The 18,905-nt window shown below is 60.7% G+C and carries 11 protein-coding genes; 2 read left to right on the top strand and 9 right to left on the bottom strand.

Translation table 11 applies throughout. From position 1 onward, the window contains the following. Nucleotides 1–194 precede the first annotated feature (194 nt). A complete protein-coding gene (locus D3M70_RS14120; protein ID WP_120126363.1) occupies nucleotides 195–2,510 on the bottom strand; it encodes a fatty acid cis/trans isomerase in 2,316 nt (771 codons plus the stop codon). A gap of 172 nt (nucleotides 2,511–2,682) precedes the next feature. Between D3M70_RS14120 and metH the strand changes: the two genes are divergently transcribed. Further along, nucleotides 2,683–6,393, top strand: a complete 3,711-nt coding sequence (gene metH, locus D3M70_RS14115) for a methionine synthase (RefSeq protein ID WP_120126362.1) — start codon at nucleotides 2,683–2,685, stop codon at nucleotides 6,391–6,393. A 309-nt stretch (nucleotides 6,394–6,702) separates the two neighbouring features. Next, entirely contained in the window at nucleotides 6,703–6,933 is a 231-nt protein-coding gene (locus D3M70_RS14110) for a DUF2970 domain-containing protein (protein WP_120126361.1), read from the top strand. A 30-nt stretch (nucleotides 6,934–6,963) separates the two neighbouring features. Here D3M70_RS14110 and tssF read toward each other — a convergent pair whose 3' ends face one another. The 8 genes from tssF to D3M70_RS14070 form a co-directional block, all read right to left on the bottom strand. Next, on the bottom strand, nucleotides 6,964–8,730 hold the full coding sequence (tssF, locus tag D3M70_RS14105) for a type VI secretion system baseplate subunit TssF (protein WP_120126360.1): 1,767 nt from the start codon (nucleotides 8,728–8,730) through the stop codon (nucleotides 6,964–6,966). 43 nt (nucleotides 8,731–8,773) lie between these two features. Continuing rightward, nucleotides 8,774–9,037 carry a PAAR domain-containing protein gene (locus D3M70_RS14100; RefSeq protein ID WP_120126359.1) on the bottom strand — a complete coding sequence of 88 codons (264 nt, stop codon included), beginning with the start codon at nucleotides 9,035–9,037 and terminating at the stop codon, nucleotides 8,774–8,776. Next, the gene (locus tag D3M70_RS14095) at nucleotides 9,034–10,104 is read right to left on the bottom strand and encodes a DUF6396 domain-containing protein (RefSeq protein WP_120126358.1); all 1,071 of its coding nucleotides are present in this window, start codon (nucleotides 10,102–10,104) and stop codon (nucleotides 9,034–9,036) included. Before D3M70_RS14095 ends, D3M70_RS14100 begins: the two co-directional genes overlap by 4 nt. Further along, nucleotides 10,104–11,387: a DUF6396 domain-containing protein gene (locus tag D3M70_RS14090; RefSeq protein WP_120126357.1), complete on the bottom strand. Its 1,284-nt coding sequence runs from the start codon at nucleotides 11,385–11,387 to the stop codon at nucleotides 10,104–10,106. Before D3M70_RS14090 ends, D3M70_RS14095 begins: the two co-directional genes overlap by 1 nt. Beyond that, nucleotides 11,387–13,288, bottom strand: coding sequence for a phospholipase D-like domain-containing protein (locus D3M70_RS14085; protein WP_120126356.1), 1,902 nt, complete (start codon nucleotides 13,286–13,288; stop codon nucleotides 11,387–11,389). The genes D3M70_RS14090 and D3M70_RS14085 overlap by 1 nt, the downstream gene beginning before the upstream one ends. Continuing rightward, nucleotides 13,285–16,002 carry a type VI secretion system Vgr family protein gene (locus tag D3M70_RS14080; protein ID WP_120126355.1) on the bottom strand — a complete coding sequence of 906 codons (2,718 nt, stop codon included), beginning with the start codon at nucleotides 16,000–16,002 and terminating at the stop codon, nucleotides 13,285–13,287. The genes D3M70_RS14085 and D3M70_RS14080 overlap by 4 nt, the downstream gene beginning before the upstream one ends. A 2-nt stretch (nucleotides 16,003–16,004) precedes the next feature. Then, nucleotides 16,005–16,694, bottom strand: coding sequence for a type VI secretion system protein TssL, short form (gene tssL / locus D3M70_RS14075; protein ID WP_120126354.1), 690 nt, complete (start codon nucleotides 16,692–16,694; stop codon nucleotides 16,005–16,007). A gap of 653 nt (nucleotides 16,695–17,347) precedes the next feature. Then, the gene (locus tag D3M70_RS14070; protein ID WP_120126353.1) at nucleotides 17,348–18,436 is read right to left on the bottom strand and encodes an ABC transporter substrate-binding protein; all 1,089 of its coding nucleotides are present in this window, start codon (nucleotides 18,434–18,436) and stop codon (nucleotides 17,348–17,350) included. Nucleotides 18,437–18,905 lie beyond the last annotated feature (469 nt).

Below are 18,905 nucleotides of genomic sequence, written 5' to 3'. Positions count from 1 at the left end.
GACGCCGTTCGGCGTGTCCTGCAATACCGCAGCTTGTGGCCTGCCGGGCTTCTGAAGTGAGCCAAAACATTGTAGGAGCGCGCTTGCCCGCGATTGCGGTGGGTCAGGTCAATGTGACAGACCTTACGCATTCGCCAGCTAGCTGGCTCCCGAAATAATCGTGCGGGGTCAGTACGACGGCGACAACGGCCCCATCACAGATTCTCGTACCGATTCATATCCAGCACGCCTGCCTCCTGCGGCGCGGTCTCCTGAATGTAGTGGTCCAGGTCATGGAAATACGTCCAGAACTGCGGATTGCTGCGACGCACGCCCCAGCGCTCGACGATCTTCTCGAATGCCTCTTTGTGATCGTGGGCCTGCTCCATCGCATCGACGAACGCGCTGACTTCATTGGCCGGGACATTGAACATGAAGTTGGGGTAGCTGCTGAGCACGCCCGGATAAATCGTCAGGCTGTCCAGCCCCGGCTGGTAGCGATAAGCCTCGCCGAGCAAAAACGCCACGTTACTGTGGGCACGATTGCGCAGCATGCTGTAGACGATCCGTTTGCCGCTGCCATCCTGAATGCGCAGCATGGTCGCTTCCGGCAACTGGTCGATGACCCGCAATCCAGCGGCTGGACGCGACACCAGACGACTCAGCGACTGTTCGACATCGCTGAACACCGGTCCGATACCCTGACGTGAGCAATACGCTGCGCTGCAACGATTGATCGGATCCGGCGCGACATTGAGCGTCCCGGCGCGCTCGATCAGCTTGCGCTCGAAGTCGCGCTTGGGGTCCTTCTCGTCCAGTTTCATGCCGGTTGGGGTGTCGTTGTCGATGGCCTGATAATCCAGCCACATCTTCACCTTGCCGCTGTTCTGGTACCAACTGCCGAGAATGTCGTCACGCTTGTCCGCCGGCATCAGGCGCAGGAAGTTGACTTCGGCGCCGTTGCGAATCAGGTCGAAATACAGCCGCGTCTGCACCTGATGCGAAACGTTGCCATAGACGTCGAAATTCACCGCCAACTGGTAATACGTGCGCTCCAGCAGCGGGTAGTCGAACAGCCAGACCGAATTCGGCAGATCGCCGATCAGGCCCTTGTTCACCGACGCGCTGTCGAAGTGGCGGAAGATGGTCAGCAGCGCGTTGTCATTGCCCGCCCACAGCGTCGCCCAACCCGGTGGCGGCATGCTGGCGTAGGCGTCGCTGCGCAAGTCTTCGTATTCGTTGCGCTTGTCACGGTAGTCATGCCACAGGCTCAGGACACTGCCGACGTCGTCGTTCTGCCCCGGCATGGCCAGCAGCGGCGTGGCCTTGGCGCGATAAGCGGCGTCGGTGATATATCGGTCGTGGGCCGGTTCCTGGAACAGCGCCCAGAAATGATCGCGGATCACATCCGTGGCGATTTCGCCGCGACACACGGGCCCGCGAATGAAGGTTCTGACGAAATATTCGGCGTTATCCAGCATGAACTGGTAGCGGGCCACTGCCGGAATTTCCCTGAACGTATCGAAGGGGTTCGCCCGGCGCTGCGGGCTGTAGCCGGGCAATTCGGTGGCGTGCCAGTTGCCGCTATAGAACAGTTGCTTGACCCGCGCCAGCTTCTGCGGGCCCATCGGATAGGTGATGTGGGTCTTGTGGACAATGACGCCCTGTACCGGCATCAGGCGGTAATAAAAGGTGGTGCCGGGGTCGTCGTCCGGGCGCCGCGTGGCGATCAGATCGACCGGCGTCCCGCTCGGGGTCCGCGAGCGCACCCACTGGAAGAAATGCCCTGGCTCGCCACCGGTGAAGTAGATGTGCGCCAGAAACAGGTGCTCGTAGAGCCAGCGGCCGACCAGCGCCTCGGTTGAACCGGGGCGGTTGAGCAGGTTTTCCCATTCGCCGATCTGCGCAGCCTCGGCCGTGCTTGGCTGCAACGGCGTCTGCTCCACAGGGGCTCCCGCCGCCAGCCAGCTTTGCAGGGTGTTGTACTGGGCATCGGTCAGGCCGGTAACCGCCAGCGGCATGCCTTGGCCGGGGTGAGACTGGGCGTAGCCGTCGAACTCCTGCGGCAACGGGCACATGTTCTCGCGATTGAGCCCCAGGATGATGTTATCCGGCAGCTTGGCGTTGGGCACCAGTGGCGTGCTGTGGGAGAATTCGAGCATCTTTGCCATCAGCGCAGCCTGATTGCTCTGGCCGTCGAGCACCGAATAAAAGCCCTTTCGACGCCAGGCTTCAGGGCCTTGGGCGTCATAAAAGATCCGTGACGGCGCGACCGCCTTGCTGCGATCGCCCTGATAGACCGGCACTTTCGACGCACCGCGCAACGCGCCTTCGCCACTGCCCAGGTTCAACTGGCAGGCCGCATCGTTGCAGGCATGGCAGGCCACGCACTTCTCGGTGAAGATCGGCTGAATGTCCCGGCTATAGGAAATGGCCGGATGCGCGAGATCAGGTTGCGGTGGAGGTGATTGCGCGAACGCTGCACCGCAAAACAACAAGGCCAATGCAATGGCGAACAAGCGATGCAACATGGAACGGGCGTCCTGAAAATAAAGAATCCGGGGCGATTCTACCTGTGGCGAGCGGCCTTCAACATGAGCAGAATTCATGTAAATCCCGTAACGGTTTAAAACGGTACAGGTTTGCTATTATTTCGCACCTTTCAGCGTCACTTTTCTTGTACTTCTTTGCTCGGATACCCCTATGTCAGATCGCAGCGCGCGTCTTAAAGCACTCAAGCAGGCTCTCAAAGAGCGGATCCTGATTCTCGATGGCGGCATGGGCACCATGATCCAGAGCTATCGTCTGGAGGAAGAAGACTACCGCGGCAAACGCTTCGCCGACTGGCCGAGCGACGTCAAAGGCAACAACGACCTGCTGATTCTGACCCGCCCCGATGTCATCGGCGCGATCGAGAAAGAATACCTGGACGCCGGCGCCGACATTCTCGAGACCAACACGTTCAACGCCACCCAGGTGTCCCAGGCCGACTACGGCATGGAAGCGCTGGTCTACGAACTGAACGTGGAAGGCGCGCGCCTGGCCCGTAAGGTCGCCGATGCCAAGACCCTCGAAACCCCGGACAAGCCGCGCTTCGTCGCTGGCGTGCTCGGCCCGACCAGCCGCACCTGCTCACTGTCGCCGGACGTGAACAACCCCGGCTATCGCAACGTCACCTTCGACGAACTGGTGGAAAACTACACCGAAGCCACCAAAGGCCTGATCGAAGGCGGTGCGGACATGATCCTCATCGAGACCATCTTCGACACCTTGAACGCCAAAGCGGCGATCTTCGCCGTGCAGGGTGTTTACGAAGAACTGGGCTTCGAGCTGCCGATCATGATTTCCGGCACCATCACCGACGCGTCGGGCCGCACCCTCTCCGGCCAGACCACCGAAGCGTTCTGGAACTCGGTGCGCCACGCCAATCCGATTTCCGTCGGCCTGAACTGCGCCCTGGGCGCCAGTGAACTGCGCCCCTATCTGGAAGAGCTGGCGAACAAGGCGCAGACGCACGTTTCCGCCCACCCCAACGCCGGTCTGCCGAACGAATTCGGCGAATACGACGAGGCGCCCAACCAGACCGCAGCCGTCATCGAAGAATTCGCCCAAAGTGGCTTTCTGAACATCGTCGGCGGTTGCTGCGGCACCACGCCTGCGCACATCAAGGCCATCGCCAGCGCCGTGGCCGGTTACGCGCCGCGGGTGATTCCAGACATCCCGAAAGCCTGTCGCCTCTCGGGCCTTGAGCCGTTCACCATCGATCGCAACTCGCTGTTCGTCAACGTCGGCGAGCGCACCAACATCACCGGTTCCGCCCGCTTCGCCCGCCTGATCCGTGAAGACAACTACACCGAAGCCCTTGAAGTCGCCCTGCAGCAGGTCGAAGCCGGCGCTCAGGTGATCGACATCAACATGGACGAAGGCATGCTGGACTCGAAGAAGGCCATGGTGACCTTCCTCAACCTGATTGCCGGTGAACCGGACATCTCCCGCGTGCCGATCATGATCGACTCCTCGAAATGGGAAGTCATCGAAGCCGGCCTCAAGTGCATTCAGGGCAAGGGCATCGTCAACTCGATCAGCATGAAGGAAGGCGTCGAGCAGTTCATTCACCACGCCAGACTGTGCAAGCGCTATGGCGCCGCCGTGGTGGTCATGGCCTTCGACGAAGCCGGTCAGGCCGACACCGAAGCGCGCAAGAAAGAAATCTGCAAACGCTCCTACGACATTCTGGTCAACGAAGTCGGCTTCCCGCCGGAGGACATCATCTTCGACCCGAACATCTTCGCCATCGCCACCGGCATCGAGGAGCACAACAACTACGCGGTCGACTTCATCAACGCCTGCGCCTATATCCGTGACGAACTGCCCTATGCGCTGACATCCGGGGGCGTGTCCAACGTGTCGTTCTCGTTCCGTGGCAACAACCCGGTGCGCGAAGCGATCCACTCGGTGTTCCTGCTGCACGCGATCCGCGCCGGTCTGACCATGGGTATCGTCAACGCAGGCCAACTGGAGATCTACGACGAGATCCCGGCCAAGCTGCGCGAAGCCGTGGAAGACGTGGTTCTGAACCGCAGCGACGAGGGCACTGAAAAGCTGCTGGCCATTGCGGACGAGTTCAAGGGCGACGGCTCGGTCAAGGAAGCGGAAACCGAAGAGTGGCGCGGCTGGGAGGTCAACGAGCGCCTCAAGCACGCGCTGGTCAAGGGCATCACCACCCACATCGTCGAAGACACCGAATTGTCGCGCCAGTCGTTCGCGCGCCCTATCGAAGTGATCGAAGGGCCGCTGATGGCCGGCATGAACGTGGTCGGCGACCTGTTCGGTTCGGGCAAGATGTTCCTGCCGCAGGTGGTGAAATCCGCCCGCGTGATGAAACAGGCCGTTGCGCACCTGATTCCGTTCATCGAAGCGGAAAAAGGCGACAAGCCGGAAGCCAAGGGCAAGATCCTGATGGCCACGGTCAAGGGCGACGTTCACGACATCGGCAAGAACATCGTCGGCGTGGTACTGGGTTGTAACGGTTACGACATCGTCGACCTCGGCGTCATGGTGCCGGCGGAGAAGATCCTGCAGGTCGCCAAAGAGCAGAAGTGCGACATCATCGGCCTGTCCGGCCTGATCACCCCGTCGCTGGACGAAATGGTCCACGTTGCCCGCGAGATGCAGCGCCAGAACTTCAGCCTGCCGTTGATGATCGGCGGGGCGACAACGTCGAAAGCGCATACGGCGGTGAAGATCGAGCCCAAGTACAGCAACGATGCGGTGATCTACGTGACCGACGCCTCCCGCGCCGTGGGCGTGGCGACCCAGTTGCTGTCCAGGGAACTGAAAGCCGGTTTCATCGAGAAAACCCGCGCCGAGTACGTCGAAGTGCGCGAACGGACTTCGGCCCGCAGCGCCCGTACCGAGCGCCTGAGCTACAGCGCCGCCATCGCCAAGAAGCCGCAATTCGACTGGGCGGGCTATGCGCCGGCCAAACCGACGTTCACTGGCGTGAAAGTGCTGGAAGACATCGATCTGAACGTACTGGTCGACTATATCGACTGGACGCCTTTCTTCATCTCCTGGGACCTGGCCGGCAAATACCCGCGCATCCTGACCGATGAAGTCGTCGGTGAGGCAGCCACCTCGCTGTTCAAGGACGCTCAGGAACTGCTGCGCAAGCTGATCGACGAGAAGCTGATCCGCAGCCGTGCCGTGTTCGGTTTCTGGCCGGCGAATCAGGTTGATCATGACGACATCCAGTTGCTGGACGATAACGGTCAGCCGTTGGCGAAACTGCATCACCTGCGCCAGCAGATCATCAAGACCGACGGCAAGCCGAACTTCTCGCTGGCGGACTTCGTGGCACCCAAAGACAGCGGCGTGACCGACTACGTGGGGGGCTTCATCACCACCGCCGGTATCGGCGCCGAAGAAGTGTCCAAGGCGTATCAGGACAAGGGCGACGATTACAACGCGATCATGGTCAAGGCCCTGGCCGACCGTCTGGCCGAAGCCTGCGCCGAATGGCTGCACCAGCAAGTGCGTAAAGAGTACTGGGGTTACGCCACCGACGAGCAACTGGACAACGAAGACCTGATCAAGGAGAAATACGCGGGAATCCGCCCTGCCCCCGGCTACCCGGCCTGCCCGGATCACACCGAGAAAGGCGTGCTGTTCGACCTGCTGGATCCGGCGCAAGGCGACGGCAAGCCCGGTGTCAGCGGCGTGTTCCTGACCGAGCACTACGCGATGTTTCCGGCCGCCGCCGTCAGCGGCTGGTACTTCGCCCACCCGCAGGCGCAGTATTTCGCCGTGGGCAAGGTCGACAAGGACCAGGTGGAAAGCTACAACGCCCGCAAAGGCCAGGAAATGCGCGTGACCGAACGCTGGCTGGCGCCGAATCTGGGGTATGACGAGTGAAGTTCGACAGCTAGACCCCGGACGGTTTCTGCCGCAGGCGTGGGAGGACAGCTTGCCGACGAATGCAGCGTCCCGGCGGTGACGCATTCGAGATCGCTACCGCCGGCAAGCCGTGCTGCTCCCTATCATGATCGTTCCCACGCTCCAGCGTGGGAATGCCTGGCAGGACGCTCCGCGTCCCTTCTGACGCGGAGCGTCAATCGCAGCGTTACCACGCCGAGCGTGGGAACGATCATCGCGCCACGACGCAGATCCACCTCTGATTTGCGACTATCATTTCTTCAGCACCTCCCAGGCGCTGGAGAGAACATGGACAACGCCCCGCAACGCCCCGAAGACAACAAGCCCCCGACCTTCTGGCAGATGCTGCACAGCGTCATGGCCGCTGCCTTCGGCGTGCAGAGCCACAAGAACCGCGCGCGGGACTTCACCCACGGCAAGCCGTCGCACTTCGTGATCATGGGCATTGCCTTCACCGCGATCTTCGCGCTGATGCTGATGGGCATCGTGCAACTGGTGCTGCACTTCGCTGTGCCTTGAACCTTTAAGCGTCCGGGTTTTGCGCGGCGCTCATCCGGGCACGCGCTGGCTGTGATTTTCTTCCCATCGCAGGCACTTCTTCTCGGGAAGCATGACCAGCGTCAGTTGGTTGAACAGATGGATATCGGCGTACTGCGCAAAGAAATGGTTGAGCAATAGACCAAACAGAACCATATCGCCCTCCCCCGCAAAACGGCTGCCATCCAGCGTGACTTCAATGTCCACACCGCGCAGCAGAAACCCTTTCTCGAAGCGTTGGAGCAGGTGATGTTTTACCTCGACGATCCCCTGTAGCCGGTGCCGGTTCCGCTCATCACCGGTCCAGTCATAGAGTGCCAGCGTGTTCCTCAAGACTTCGGCACTGTCTAGCATTGGCAGGAAATTCGGCCCAAGGTGACTGAGCACCTGCCAATGAAAACGATCCTTGTCAGGCGGGTAGAACGGCATGGTCGGCGCGCACAGATTGCGCACCGTGAACTGCGCTTCATGCGAATGCCCGCGCTCGTCCAGCACGGTTTTGGTCAATGCCATTCGCGAGGTGTGACCGTTGGTGCCCGTCAACTTCAACGACAGGGTCTGCGCCTGTTTCGAGCGGTCGAGCTCGAAGCCGTCTCCGCCCAGGATCAGCCACGTGTCATACGCGCCGCTCGGCGCGCGCTTGAGCCGGGTATGGTAATAGTGCCCAGGCGTCTGATTCGGCAACATCCCGCCCTTGTGCTGGAAACGGCTGAAGGGCACGTATTTGTGCCGCGCGGAACTCTTGGCCGCAATGACGCTGTCCACCGAGTAGATTTCAACGTGCCCGCCATCCTTATCCATCGGTCGCAGCAGATATTCGCTCTGCAAAGGGTCGAGCGTCAGAGGGGGCACTTCCAGGGCAAATGCATTAATGACCGGCACGGCATGGAGGCGAACGTTCTCGTGACTGAGGGCTAACGAACGGGGCCAGGGTTTGTGCAGGATCACCTCAAGCTCGAACCACGGCATAGAAGGCTCGAACGTCACCTGCTCCAGCCCCTTGAGCCTCAGAAACATGAATTTTTCGGGAAAGCTGAAATACTCCAGCCATAGCTGATGGTCGCCGTCCTGACTGTCACCCCGAGGCCAGAGCCGGTCGTCCTCGCTAAAGCCCTTCACCGCGAAATACACGTCGTGCAATTCGCGCTCCGCCCCCTCCCGACGCAGGTAGATCTGCGGTGAGTTCAACGACAGCGCATGATGCAGAGCGGTTGCAACAGCCTCGCTGCCATCGAGGTAAAGCGGTATGTTCTGGAGGTCGATGCAGTCCCATTGCATCAGTCTGCCTCGCGAAAAACGCAGGGTGATGGTCGAGCAGCCATCGGGCGCCTGCCCTACCTTGACGGCATCGAGCGCCAGCGCGCGCAGCGCCAGGTCCTGGGTCGTGGTGTAGCGGCAGCGCGTCCCGAGTGGGCCGACGGGCTTGGAGCGCACTTCGAACCCTTTGTGGATCGTCTGGCAGTCCTTCATCTTGTTGACGTCTGGCGCAAGCTCGACGACCGACAGCGAAGGAACCATGCGCAAGCATTCCGGCCGTACCATGTCGACCAGCCCTTCACTCAACTCCGGAAAGTCGTCGTCCAGCTTCTCGCGCATTCGCCCCATTAGAAAGGCGAAGCCTTGAAACAGGTGCTCGACGCTCGGATCCCGCGCCCCGGTTTTATCCAGATTCAACATTGCGGCGCGGTCGGGGAACTGGCTCGCGAACTCCTTCGCCGCTTCGCGCAGGTAACGCATTTCGGCGTCAAAGTACGCCTGGGTCGGATTGTCCTTGCTCATCGAAGATGTCCTTGTCTCGGGAATGGAAAAATATTGAGCCTGTTCAGCCCGCGGTCATTTCCGGCAGCGAGGTGATCAATGTGCAGCCGCACTCACAACGGTCACCGTCAAACGCGACCGGCACATCATCGTCGCTGAACCCCGAATTGCCCTGGGCAATCCTGTTTGCACCATGACCTGGCAGTGGACAGAAAACGCTGTCGCCGACGCGAGCCACACCAAGACCGTCGAATATCATCACCGCGGAGCCGGATGTGACTGCGCCGCCGCTGCTGGTTGCGTCGCTGATGCGAATGACGCCTTTCATGCGAAATCCTTTTTCAATTGGGTGGATTGGGTAACGGAAGGTGATTGCGACCAGGGCCTGCCGGTGGCTGGGTCGAGTTTCAGGTGCTCGGTCAGGCGCCGGATCAGCTCTGGGGAGGGTTTTTCGGGCGGGACATTGGCTTCGCGGGCTTCGAGCCATTGCAGCTTGCCGTCCCACGGCGGGAGCTTGGCCGGAGGCAGCGGGAGGATGTCGTTTATTTCGGGGACTTTGGGGTGGGCGTAGGAATAGTCGGCGAGGATGCTCCAGATTTGGTGGTAACGGGAGGCGCGTTCTGAGTCCTCTTGCAAGTCCATGTAATACAGCTTGTTCGTTGCCTCAGGCCCTTTGAATCCCTCGGCAAGACGTCCTGCCGAAGATTCATCACCTGCTGCAACTCCCAATTGAAATGCTTCCAGCGCGTCTTGATATTGCTTGGTGAACTTGAGATCAACGCCCAAAGCGCGCGCAGCGTTCCCCTGACCTTGCTCAGCCGCGCAGCGGCGCATCTGCCGCGAAACATCCGGTGCCCGGTCGCTCGGCGCCAGCGCCTCACCTATTTCGTACTGGGCTTGCGCACTGCCTTCGTCGGCAGCCTTGCGCAGAAAGCGCAGCGACATCTCCGAGTCCTGCTTCAGGTCGGCAATACCATTCTTTAGAAAAACCGACACGAAGTAGTAACCCGTTGCCACCTTTGCATCGATCAAATCTTGACTGAACCGCAGGAGCTCGTGCCCCCGCAGTCTGAACTTGCCGCGCAGGCTGCCGTTTTGCAGATTGATATTGGCTTTGACATGGCCGTTTTCGGCGGCGATGCGATACAGCCGCGCAATCTCGAGATCGGTATTCGGGTCCTGCATGAGCTGGTTATTTTTCTGCAGCCAACGGGCGTACTGGAACAGCACGTCGCTGTCGGCACTGGCTTGGGGTATGACCTCGTGTTGGCAGGTGAAGGCCAGATGTTCCTGGATGGCGCTGAGTGACGGCACCGATACGCCAGCCTGCTGCTCGGTGTCGGGGCGGTCGCAACCCGCCAGCAGCAGGCATGACAACACCCACGCACGGTTCATCACGCCAACCTCCACATGACCTGCACCGGGCCTTCGCACAGGCGCTTGGACAGCGGCCAGATGCGGGCTTCGTAATAGCGCATCTGCTCGACGGGAAAGACGTCGCCTTGCGCGAAGTGACGGATGATCGGCCGGCCGCCGGGTGTGAACAGTTCTTCGTGCTCGACAACCTGCCAGTAACCACTGACCGGGCATGGGGTGCCGGCGAGGCAGTTTTTGGCCGACAAGTGCGCCTGACTGAAGCCCTTGGCCCCCGGCATCGGCCTGCCGGTGGCGGGGTCGAGTTTCAGGTCCTCGGTCAGGCGCCGGATCAGCTCTGAGGACGGTTTTTCGGGCGGGACATTCGCTTCGCGGGCTTCGAGCCATTGCAACTTGCCGTCCCACGGCGGCAGCGTGGCCGGTGGGAGCGGGAGGATGTCGTTGATTTCGGGGACTTTGGGGTGGGCGTAGGAGTAGTCCGCGAGGATGCTCCAGATTATGTCGTAGCGGGCGGCGCGCTCGATATCCTCCCCGAGAGCAAGGTAATACAGTTCGTTGGTGGGTTCTGGCCCTCGAAAACCCTTGCGCAAAAAACTGGCGGAGCTTTCATCGCCTGCGGCGACACCAAGTTGAAATGCTTCGAGCGCTTCTCGATATTGCTTGTTGTATTTACGGTCAACTCCCAATGTCGACGCCGCTTCGCCGTGGCCTTGACTTGCGGCACAGCGGTACATCTGCACCGCAACTTCTGGGGCGATATCGCTCGGCGCAAGCGCATCACCGATTTCGTACTGGGCTTGCGCACTGCCCTCATCGGCAGCCTTGCGCAGATAGCGCAGAGACATCTCCATGTCCTGATTCAGATCGGCAATGCCGTTTTTTAGAAACAGCGACACGAAGTAATGCCCCGTAGCCACGTCTGCATCGATCAGGTCTTGGCTGAAGCGCAGGTGCTCATGCCCCCGCAGTCTGAACTTGCCGCGCAGGCTGCCGTTTTGCAGATTGATATTGGCTTTTACATGGCCATTTTCGGCGGCAATGCGATACAGCCGCGCAATTTCGGGATCGGTATTCGGGTCATGCATAAGTTGGTTGTTTTTCTGCAGCCAGCGGGCGTACTGAAACAGCACATCGCTCTCGCTGGGGGCTGGAGGTAGCACTTCGTGTCTACAGGTGAAGGCCAAGTTGTCCTTGATGGCAGCGAGGGATTTCATCGGAATGTCCTTGTCGGGGGGTGGCGATAACCCGTTGCGGTTGTCACAGGCAGTCAGAGTCAGGCAGGCGAGCAGCAGTAATAAGCGCATCAGTCGAGATTCGTCAGCGTCGCGGGGCAGTAATGAAACTCGACGAGGGGGGCATAGGGTTTACCTCCCCCCTTTTCAGCCTTTCTCTTTTTGTTTTCCTTGATAACGTTCTGCCAAGCCTCAAACGCCACCTTCGGATCGTTCTGCATCCCTTCCCCCGCCGTATGCAGATCCCACAACCTCCGCCTCAACGCCTGAGTCTTACTCGCCCACTCATGAGCAATGTTCAGCTCACTGTCGACCTGCATGCTGCGGGTGTTGATGTTCGCCGAGCCGTGGGTGGTGAAGACGTCATCGACGATCATCAACTTGGAGTGGATGTACACCGGCATCCAGTTGCCCGCGGGTGAGTCGGGGGCCACCAGCGAGCAGATGTGCACCTTCAGGTTGGGGATTTCTTCGGGCTTGATCACTTCCTGCTCGATGGCCTTGATCTCCTGTTCGAGCACGGCCATCCGCCACTCCGCCGAGCGTTCGGCGTCGCGCTGTTTCTCGCGAGCCTTTTCGTTGATCGTGCTGTCACGCCCGCTCAACAGCCCGGTCAAGAGGGTCAACGCATGGTCTTCGATCAGTTCACTCAAGTCCGGCTCCTGTGCAGCGGCCTTTGCCTTGGCGGACTCGATGCGCTGAAGCTGGGTGATCTTTGGCATGGTGTCGGCGCGCCCCAGGCTGTCGAGCATGCGGTGGGTGTTGACCGTGCCTTTGCCGATGCCATCGTCGGTGACGTTGGTGATCACGAACAGGTGCAGCGCGCCGTGTTTACCGGGATCGCGTCCGCCTCTGGTCTGGGCGATGGCGGCCTTCTTGATCGCTTCGGCCAGCGGTGGCCATCGGAAATACTGATTTTCGATGTAGATGAAACCCGTGGCGTTGTTCACCGCTTGCAGGTAGAGCTTCTCGATGTCGCGTCGGCCTTCCTGGGCCTGGGTGCGCAGGATCTGGGCCATCTGCCGCTGCTCGCCGGGCGGGCATCTCAAACGCCTGCCCAATGCCATGGCGTCGCGAGTGCTCATCAGGTCTTCGCCGGTGGCGTCTAACCAGGCGGTGGCGAAGTTGTGGTGTAGGTGTTCCAGGATCGGCCCGGCCACCTGGCTGGAGATGTCTTGGCGCGGTGTATCGCCCCGGGGCCCGGCATTGGGGGCAGGTTTGCTGGCCGGGTCGCGATTGCGCGAAGAATGGCTGTCGGTGTCCCAATACTCGTCAAGGGTGTTGTGGCCCATGACGAAACCCACCGCCCGCTCGGGAGCTTCATAGTCCACCAGCACGGTTTTCTGGTGGTGGGTGACGGCGAGCCCAAGTGCCCCGAGGGTGCTGATGCTGAGGTCCGGGTCGGCGCTGTGGGATCTGGCCTGATGGATGATCTCTGCACGGTCGAACAGGCTGAAACCGCGACTGGCGTAGGCCGGTCGCTTGTCACTGATGCGCCAGGGTGTCTGAACGGTGGCAATTGAACAGGCAGCGAACCATTCGCGGTCGTATTCGTACTGCTCCCAGGTCGAGGTTTGCATCGCGCGGTCTCCCAGCGAGACCAGCCCCTTACCCGGCAGATTGGCTTCGCCTCCCACACCTGCGGTGTTGAATGGCATCTCCCAGCCCAGCACCCGTACTCTCACGCCCTCTTGGGCCTTTTTCAGCAGTAATTGACCGATGCGGGGGTGTTTCCCGCCCTTACGAATAAAATACATCGACGGCTGAAAACCCCAGCAGATAATGTCCACCGACTGGGTCGCTTTTTCGATGGCCTTATGCACGGCACGAAAGGTTTCTTCGCCATTGATCAGCGGCTTGTAAGTTGCCATCGCAGGCGCGTACTCGGTGTCCTGCACGTACCAGGGCGTGCACAGGGTGACAGTCTCGGTGTCTTGAAATGCGATGGGCGCGACGATTTCTGGCAGCGTCATGGGGCCTCCTCTTCCTGATCGGCGATGTTGTTGAGCACGGCGGCGTAGAGCGTGCGGTGGTCGGTGTGCGAATCCGGTTGATTGACGGGGGTGCCGGGGGCCGAGCGGTGGTGGTGCAGGCCCTGGTTCGCCAGCCTTCCCTGCTCGGGATTGCTGTAAGCGGTAGGGGTCGGAATCCGGTAGCTGACGCCGTTCGCCATTTCCAGCCGGTACTCCTGCGTCGCCGCCTGATGGTCGATCTCGACGTGCCCGCTTTCGTCCATGACGCCTTCGCTGATCAATCCGCCATCGGCATAGACCTTGTAGGGCATGTGGCTCCAACTGCCGGCAAGGTTGGGCGCGGCCGCCAGCTTCAGGCGCAAGGGTTGCCGGGTCTGCTGTCTGGGGTAGTCGGGATGGTCGGCGGCCATGGTCGCGGCGCCCTTTTTGAAGCGCAGGTTCGCGGCCTTGATCAGGTGGTCCCCCGCCGTCCCCGACTCGATACCGTCTTGTTCGAGGGTGAGGTAGCTGCCGGCGGCGTTGAGCACGATCTTCTTCTTGGCGACGATGTGGATTTCGTCTTCGGTGCTGGTGATGCTCAGGCCTTGCCGGGCGAGCAATTCCAGGGTGTCGTTCTGCGCCTGCACGGTGACCGGGCCCTGATTGGCGATCAGCTTGATGCCCAGTTTGCGCACGAACAGGCTCAGCCCTTGCCCGACGCCGACGAACATCCGCCTGACCACGCTGATGTCGGCCTCGCCTCCGGCGTTGAGCATCAGGTTGTCGTGCGCGGCCAGTTGCACGTGTTTGCCGCTGGCGAGGGCGATGCCCTGGGGTGCGCTGAGCAGCAAAACGGCTGATTTGAGCTGTTCGAGATTCTGCTCCAGCAGGTCCAGTTGCGCCTGGACGCCGGCAGGCTCGGCCTTGCTCGCCTGGGCATCCTGCGACAGCGCTTGCAGTTGCTCGACCGCGTGCTGCAAATGCGCGACGGCCGATGCCATCTCCAGTTGCTGGCCTTGCGCGGCGGCCTGTTGGTCGGCGGTGATGAACAGCCCCTTTCCGCCGCGAATCGCCCCCCGGCCATCGGTGCGCAGTTCGAAGCCTTCGCCGCGCGTGTGCTTTTCGGCGTCCACCAGATGGCCCAGATTCAGCTGGCTCTTGCCGCTGTGCTCGGTGCTCAGCTTGATGTGTTCCTTGCCGCGCTCGTCTTCCATGCGCAGTTTGTTGTTGGCCGGCGTGCGCAGCACGTTGCGGGTGTAGTCTCGATCCGCGAGGGTCACCGGGTCCGGGTGCCGGTCATCGTGCAAGGCATGGGCGATGTAGGGGCGGTCGGGGTCGCCGTGCTCGAACGCCACGGCCACTTCGGTGCCGGGAATCAGCGGCAGGTGCAGGCCATGAGTGTCGCCAGCGTAGGCGCGGGCCAGACGCAGCCAGGCGCTTTCATGGCCGGGCTGCCAGGTGTCGCGGTCGAACAGGAAGTTGACCTTGTAGCGACCTTCCATGTCGATGTGGCTGTAGGGGTCGTCGGCGTTGACGCCGGTCACCCGCGCAGCGACAGTGCCCGCGATCTGCGGCTTGGGCGGCACCGGGGGACGGAAGCATACGGTTTCGCTATAGGGAATGGCCTCGAAAGCGACTTCGAAGCTGCGGTCCCGAGCGGCGCGCAGGCTCAGGCGAGTGATCACCGCGCCAGGTTCGAACGCGTGAGGGGCCTCGCCGGTGACGTTGAGGATCTGCGCCAGCGACAGGGTCGCACTGCTGCTGACGCCGCTTAAACGCGTCTGAGCATTGAGATAACGTTCGTGCCGCAGGCGGGCGTAGAAAAAGCCGCTTTCACTCTCGAGGTCTTCGTCCTGATCCAGCGCGTCGCCCAAGACGGTGTAGGGCTCAGCGTAGTGATAGGCCTCGCCGTAGGTGGTGGTGGCGCGGCGGCTCTGGTCGACTTCGCCGTCAAGCCAGACGTTTGCATGGCGAGGGTCGTAAGCGCGAAAGTGAATGTTCTTTTCCACCACACAATGGTTGGATTGCAACTGCCACACGGCGTCCTGATCATTGCTGTCCAGCCCCGAGGGCGAGCGGCATGGCACCTCGGTCCGGGGCCATCGATAGTGGCGCTGGTCGTCGTGAAACTCGATGACATCGATGTCCAGCCGGGCGTCGTGGACGAAACGAAACCAGATGCCCACTTGCGCCAGCAGCCGCGAGATGAACGCCAGATCGCTTTCGCCGAACTGCATCACCTGCTCTCGCCGGGGGTATTCGCGGACCAGTCGGAACCGGAAATCCTGCCCTTCCATACCGTGGCGGCCGCGCAGAATGCTGTCGACAATCTCCGGCACCGACAGGTGTTGGTAGAGGCGGTATTGATGCCCTCGGGACAACAGGGCCATGCGCGGCTCGAGCGTGACCTCGTAGCGTGCCTCGTCCCTGGAGGCGGACAGGCACTTGAAGCCTGTGATCATCCCACGCAGCATGCGCAGCGGCTCGACGGTGGGCACCGGCAACCCGCGAATCGCCTTGGGCAGCAAATGGGGGGCGGTGTGCAGCGTGAACCGTGCCGCTTTGCCAAGCATGTGTCCGGCGCCGATGTCCTGCTTTGCCGAGGTGAATTCGATGACGTAGATGAACGGCTGGCTGAGCCGTTCTTCGCCCGTGAACGTCAGCACGTCGAGGGCGGCGTCAAGCTCGTCGACGTGCAGTGTGTGCCGACTGTGATCGAACAAGACAGCGAGCATGATCAGATGCCTCCCAGGGACAGTGAGGCGATGGCGTTGGCAAGCGACCGGTCAAGGAACCACCACACGAGGGCCAGGAACAGACTGCAGGCGACAAGGTGCAGCGCGGGAGAACGTAGCCAGCGCCGGTAACGTTGCGAAGGCTCCGTCATACCGGTCAAAGACGACGGCAATGCCTGCGCCTGCGGCAGCGGCGGGATGCGCTCCCTGAGCTGTCTCATCAGGCTCAAGCGGTCTGCGTCTTCCAGCGCTCGATAGGCGCCAAGGAATCCCAGCATCATTACCCGGTCGTAAACGGTCAGGACGTGAAGGTTCGGTGCAGGCTCCCTCAGCGCCTGACGCATCTCCTCAAACAGCATTTCACCTGCCCGATGATGCCCAAGGAACCGCGTTTGCAACGTTTCATGGGTCCAGGCGTGTCGAACGCCGTCCCGGGTGGTGGCCAGTACGGCCTCATCGAGCAGCGCGCATTGCGCGTGGCTGATCAGATCGACGCTGCGTGCGCTTATGCCTGCCTTCTGCAATGCGCTGCGCACGTCTTCGACCTGGGCGATACAGTCTTCGCGCAACGTTTTGCTGCCGCTCGCACGGGAACCCATGCGCAACTCGATCACCAGCAGATAAGTGTTCTGAAGGATGAGGTCTGTATCAATCGTGGTAATGCCAGCGTGCTGATGCTCTTCCAGTTTCATAGGTAATACCGGGACCCATTAAAGACCCACGCCACTGAAGACGTTATCTTCAGCCACCATGTGGCACAGCTGCCAATGTGGGTGCGCGTTATATTAAATACCTCTGCGTCTGTTCGAGAGGCCATCCAGTTTGTTGATGCCTGTGAACAGGCTTATCTATTTCGGGCTCATGGAAAGTCCGGGGAACTTCAAAGGGAGCGTTATTGAATCCCAAATACCCTGACGGCCGCTTTGCCTCTACACGGCGCAATCACGGTTGACGCGACGCCAGGGGCTCGCGGAGAATCCATGGCCTGTTCAGTCGAGGGACATCAGGTGCCGCCGCCGTAGTTCCCGGTGGCGGTGAAGACAAACGCTAACCAGTGATTAATAAAAACGCCAGCCGCTTTTACAATTAAAAACCCACTTTACAAATATCAGGATATTTCCTACGGAAACTTCTGACACGGCATGCGGAAGCCATCTGAAAAGGAAAGTTTAAAAGGTTTTAAACAGAGCACTGGAAGTGTTGAATATCAACAATGACAACTCACTGCCCGACAACGGCCCTTCCCGATAAACACATTGTTTATCTGTTTACTGATCATCGGTTTAAAGCTGAGTAGAGACCGGCCACAGCGTTTTATTGCGCCGCATCCCGAACACCCACTGCATCAGTTCGAATCACCGACCCGCACAAAGGGGTACGGCACCCCTTCCGGGCTGCGTCCATCTGTGAACTGGCGAACGTCGATGTCGTAGTCATCACGGTTGTTGGCCTGCATGAATTGCACGGCGTCGCGGCGCTCTCTGATCTGCATGGCCCGCACGCGCCAGGTGCCGATCGGTTGCCGCGTCTTGCTGTCGGCATGGTCGTAGTTGTTGAGCAGTACCAGCGCCCAGCCGCCCAAGGTGAAATGCCCGCCGACCACCACGCTCAATTGCCCCTCGAGCTGGGATTGCAGCGCTGCAGTGGAATCGTTGATGGTGCCCAACAGCACGTCCCGGCCGGGCTGTTTGCCGGCCTCGCGCACGGCATCCATGACACCGAAGGCCATCTGGTCGCTGGCGGCCCAGATCAGGCTTACAGAGGGATAACGCTTGAGCAGCATCTGCGCCTGCTCGTAGGCCCGATCCCGACGCCAGCCGCCGAGCACGATCTGCCGCAGACGCACCTGCGGAAACTCGGCCAGCGCCCGATACAGCCCCCGCTCGCGTTGCAACGACACGGGCGTGCTGTTGGTGCCGGAGAAGGCGAGCATGTCGATGGTCTGGCCGGGAAGCACCGGCGCATGAGCGGCGATCAGGTGTCTGGCGACCAGATAGCCACCCTCCTCGTCGTTGGCGACCACGCTGCCGAGAAAGTCCGGATAGCGGCTGCGCAGATCACCCAGAATGCTCAACTGATCGGCGGTGAACGTGTTGTTCACCGCCATCAGCCTGACGCCGCTGCCCATCGACAGGCGCAGCACTTCGGGGGCGACGTTCAGCTCGTTGGAAAACACCAGATAGTCGGGCCGGTCGCTGCCTTGCAGCGTCTTGCGCGCCAGGGTCAGCAGTGTGCGGGTGTCGCGGCCGGTGTAGTGGACGTGCAGATTCATGCCCAGCCGATCAGCCGCCGCCTGCATGAAGCGCGAATAGCTGGACCAATAGGGGTCCTGCGCAGAGCCCGGATTCAGAAACACCACCGAAGCCGCCCACGCACCGCCCTGCCAGAGCCCACTCACGACCAGAATGAGGCAGCCACAGAAAAACCTGATCATGGACACCGAGCCTCAACGCCGAAAAGTCTGCAATCGCCTGAATCAGGTCTGCTTATACCTTATCGGCAGCCACCGGGTAAGTTATACCCGGCGTTCGGCGGCACGGCGCCCGCGCTACTGGTGGCTCACCCAGAACACGGCGGCCCCTACGACGAGAATAATGATGAAGAAAATCGCCCAGGCATCCACATGGCTGTCGGTCTTGGCAACTTTAGGGTGGTGATTACTCATTGCATCGCCTCTTGTCAGTCTTATTGGTGATTGCAGATGAAGCGGACCGAAGACGGTTGACCCCGGCCATGGGCAGAGTAAAGTCGAGCCTTGTCCTCATCACAAGTGTGGTTATGAGCAGCCGATGAAGTGCTTAGCACGTTTGGTTCTTTGCTTATATTCAAACATCACTTTTGCGCATATCCGCAAACTGGTAACCTCCCCCGGCTCCTAATGGGGCTGCGCGACCGTGCGCGCA

Origin of the sequence: Pseudomonas sp. LS-2 (assembly GCF_003605735.1) — a bacterium.
In the GTDB taxonomy this organism is placed as follows: Bacteria; Pseudomonadota; Gammaproteobacteria; order Pseudomonadales; family Pseudomonadaceae; genus Aquipseudomonas.
This window is presented reverse-complemented; position numbering and strand designations above follow the sequence as displayed.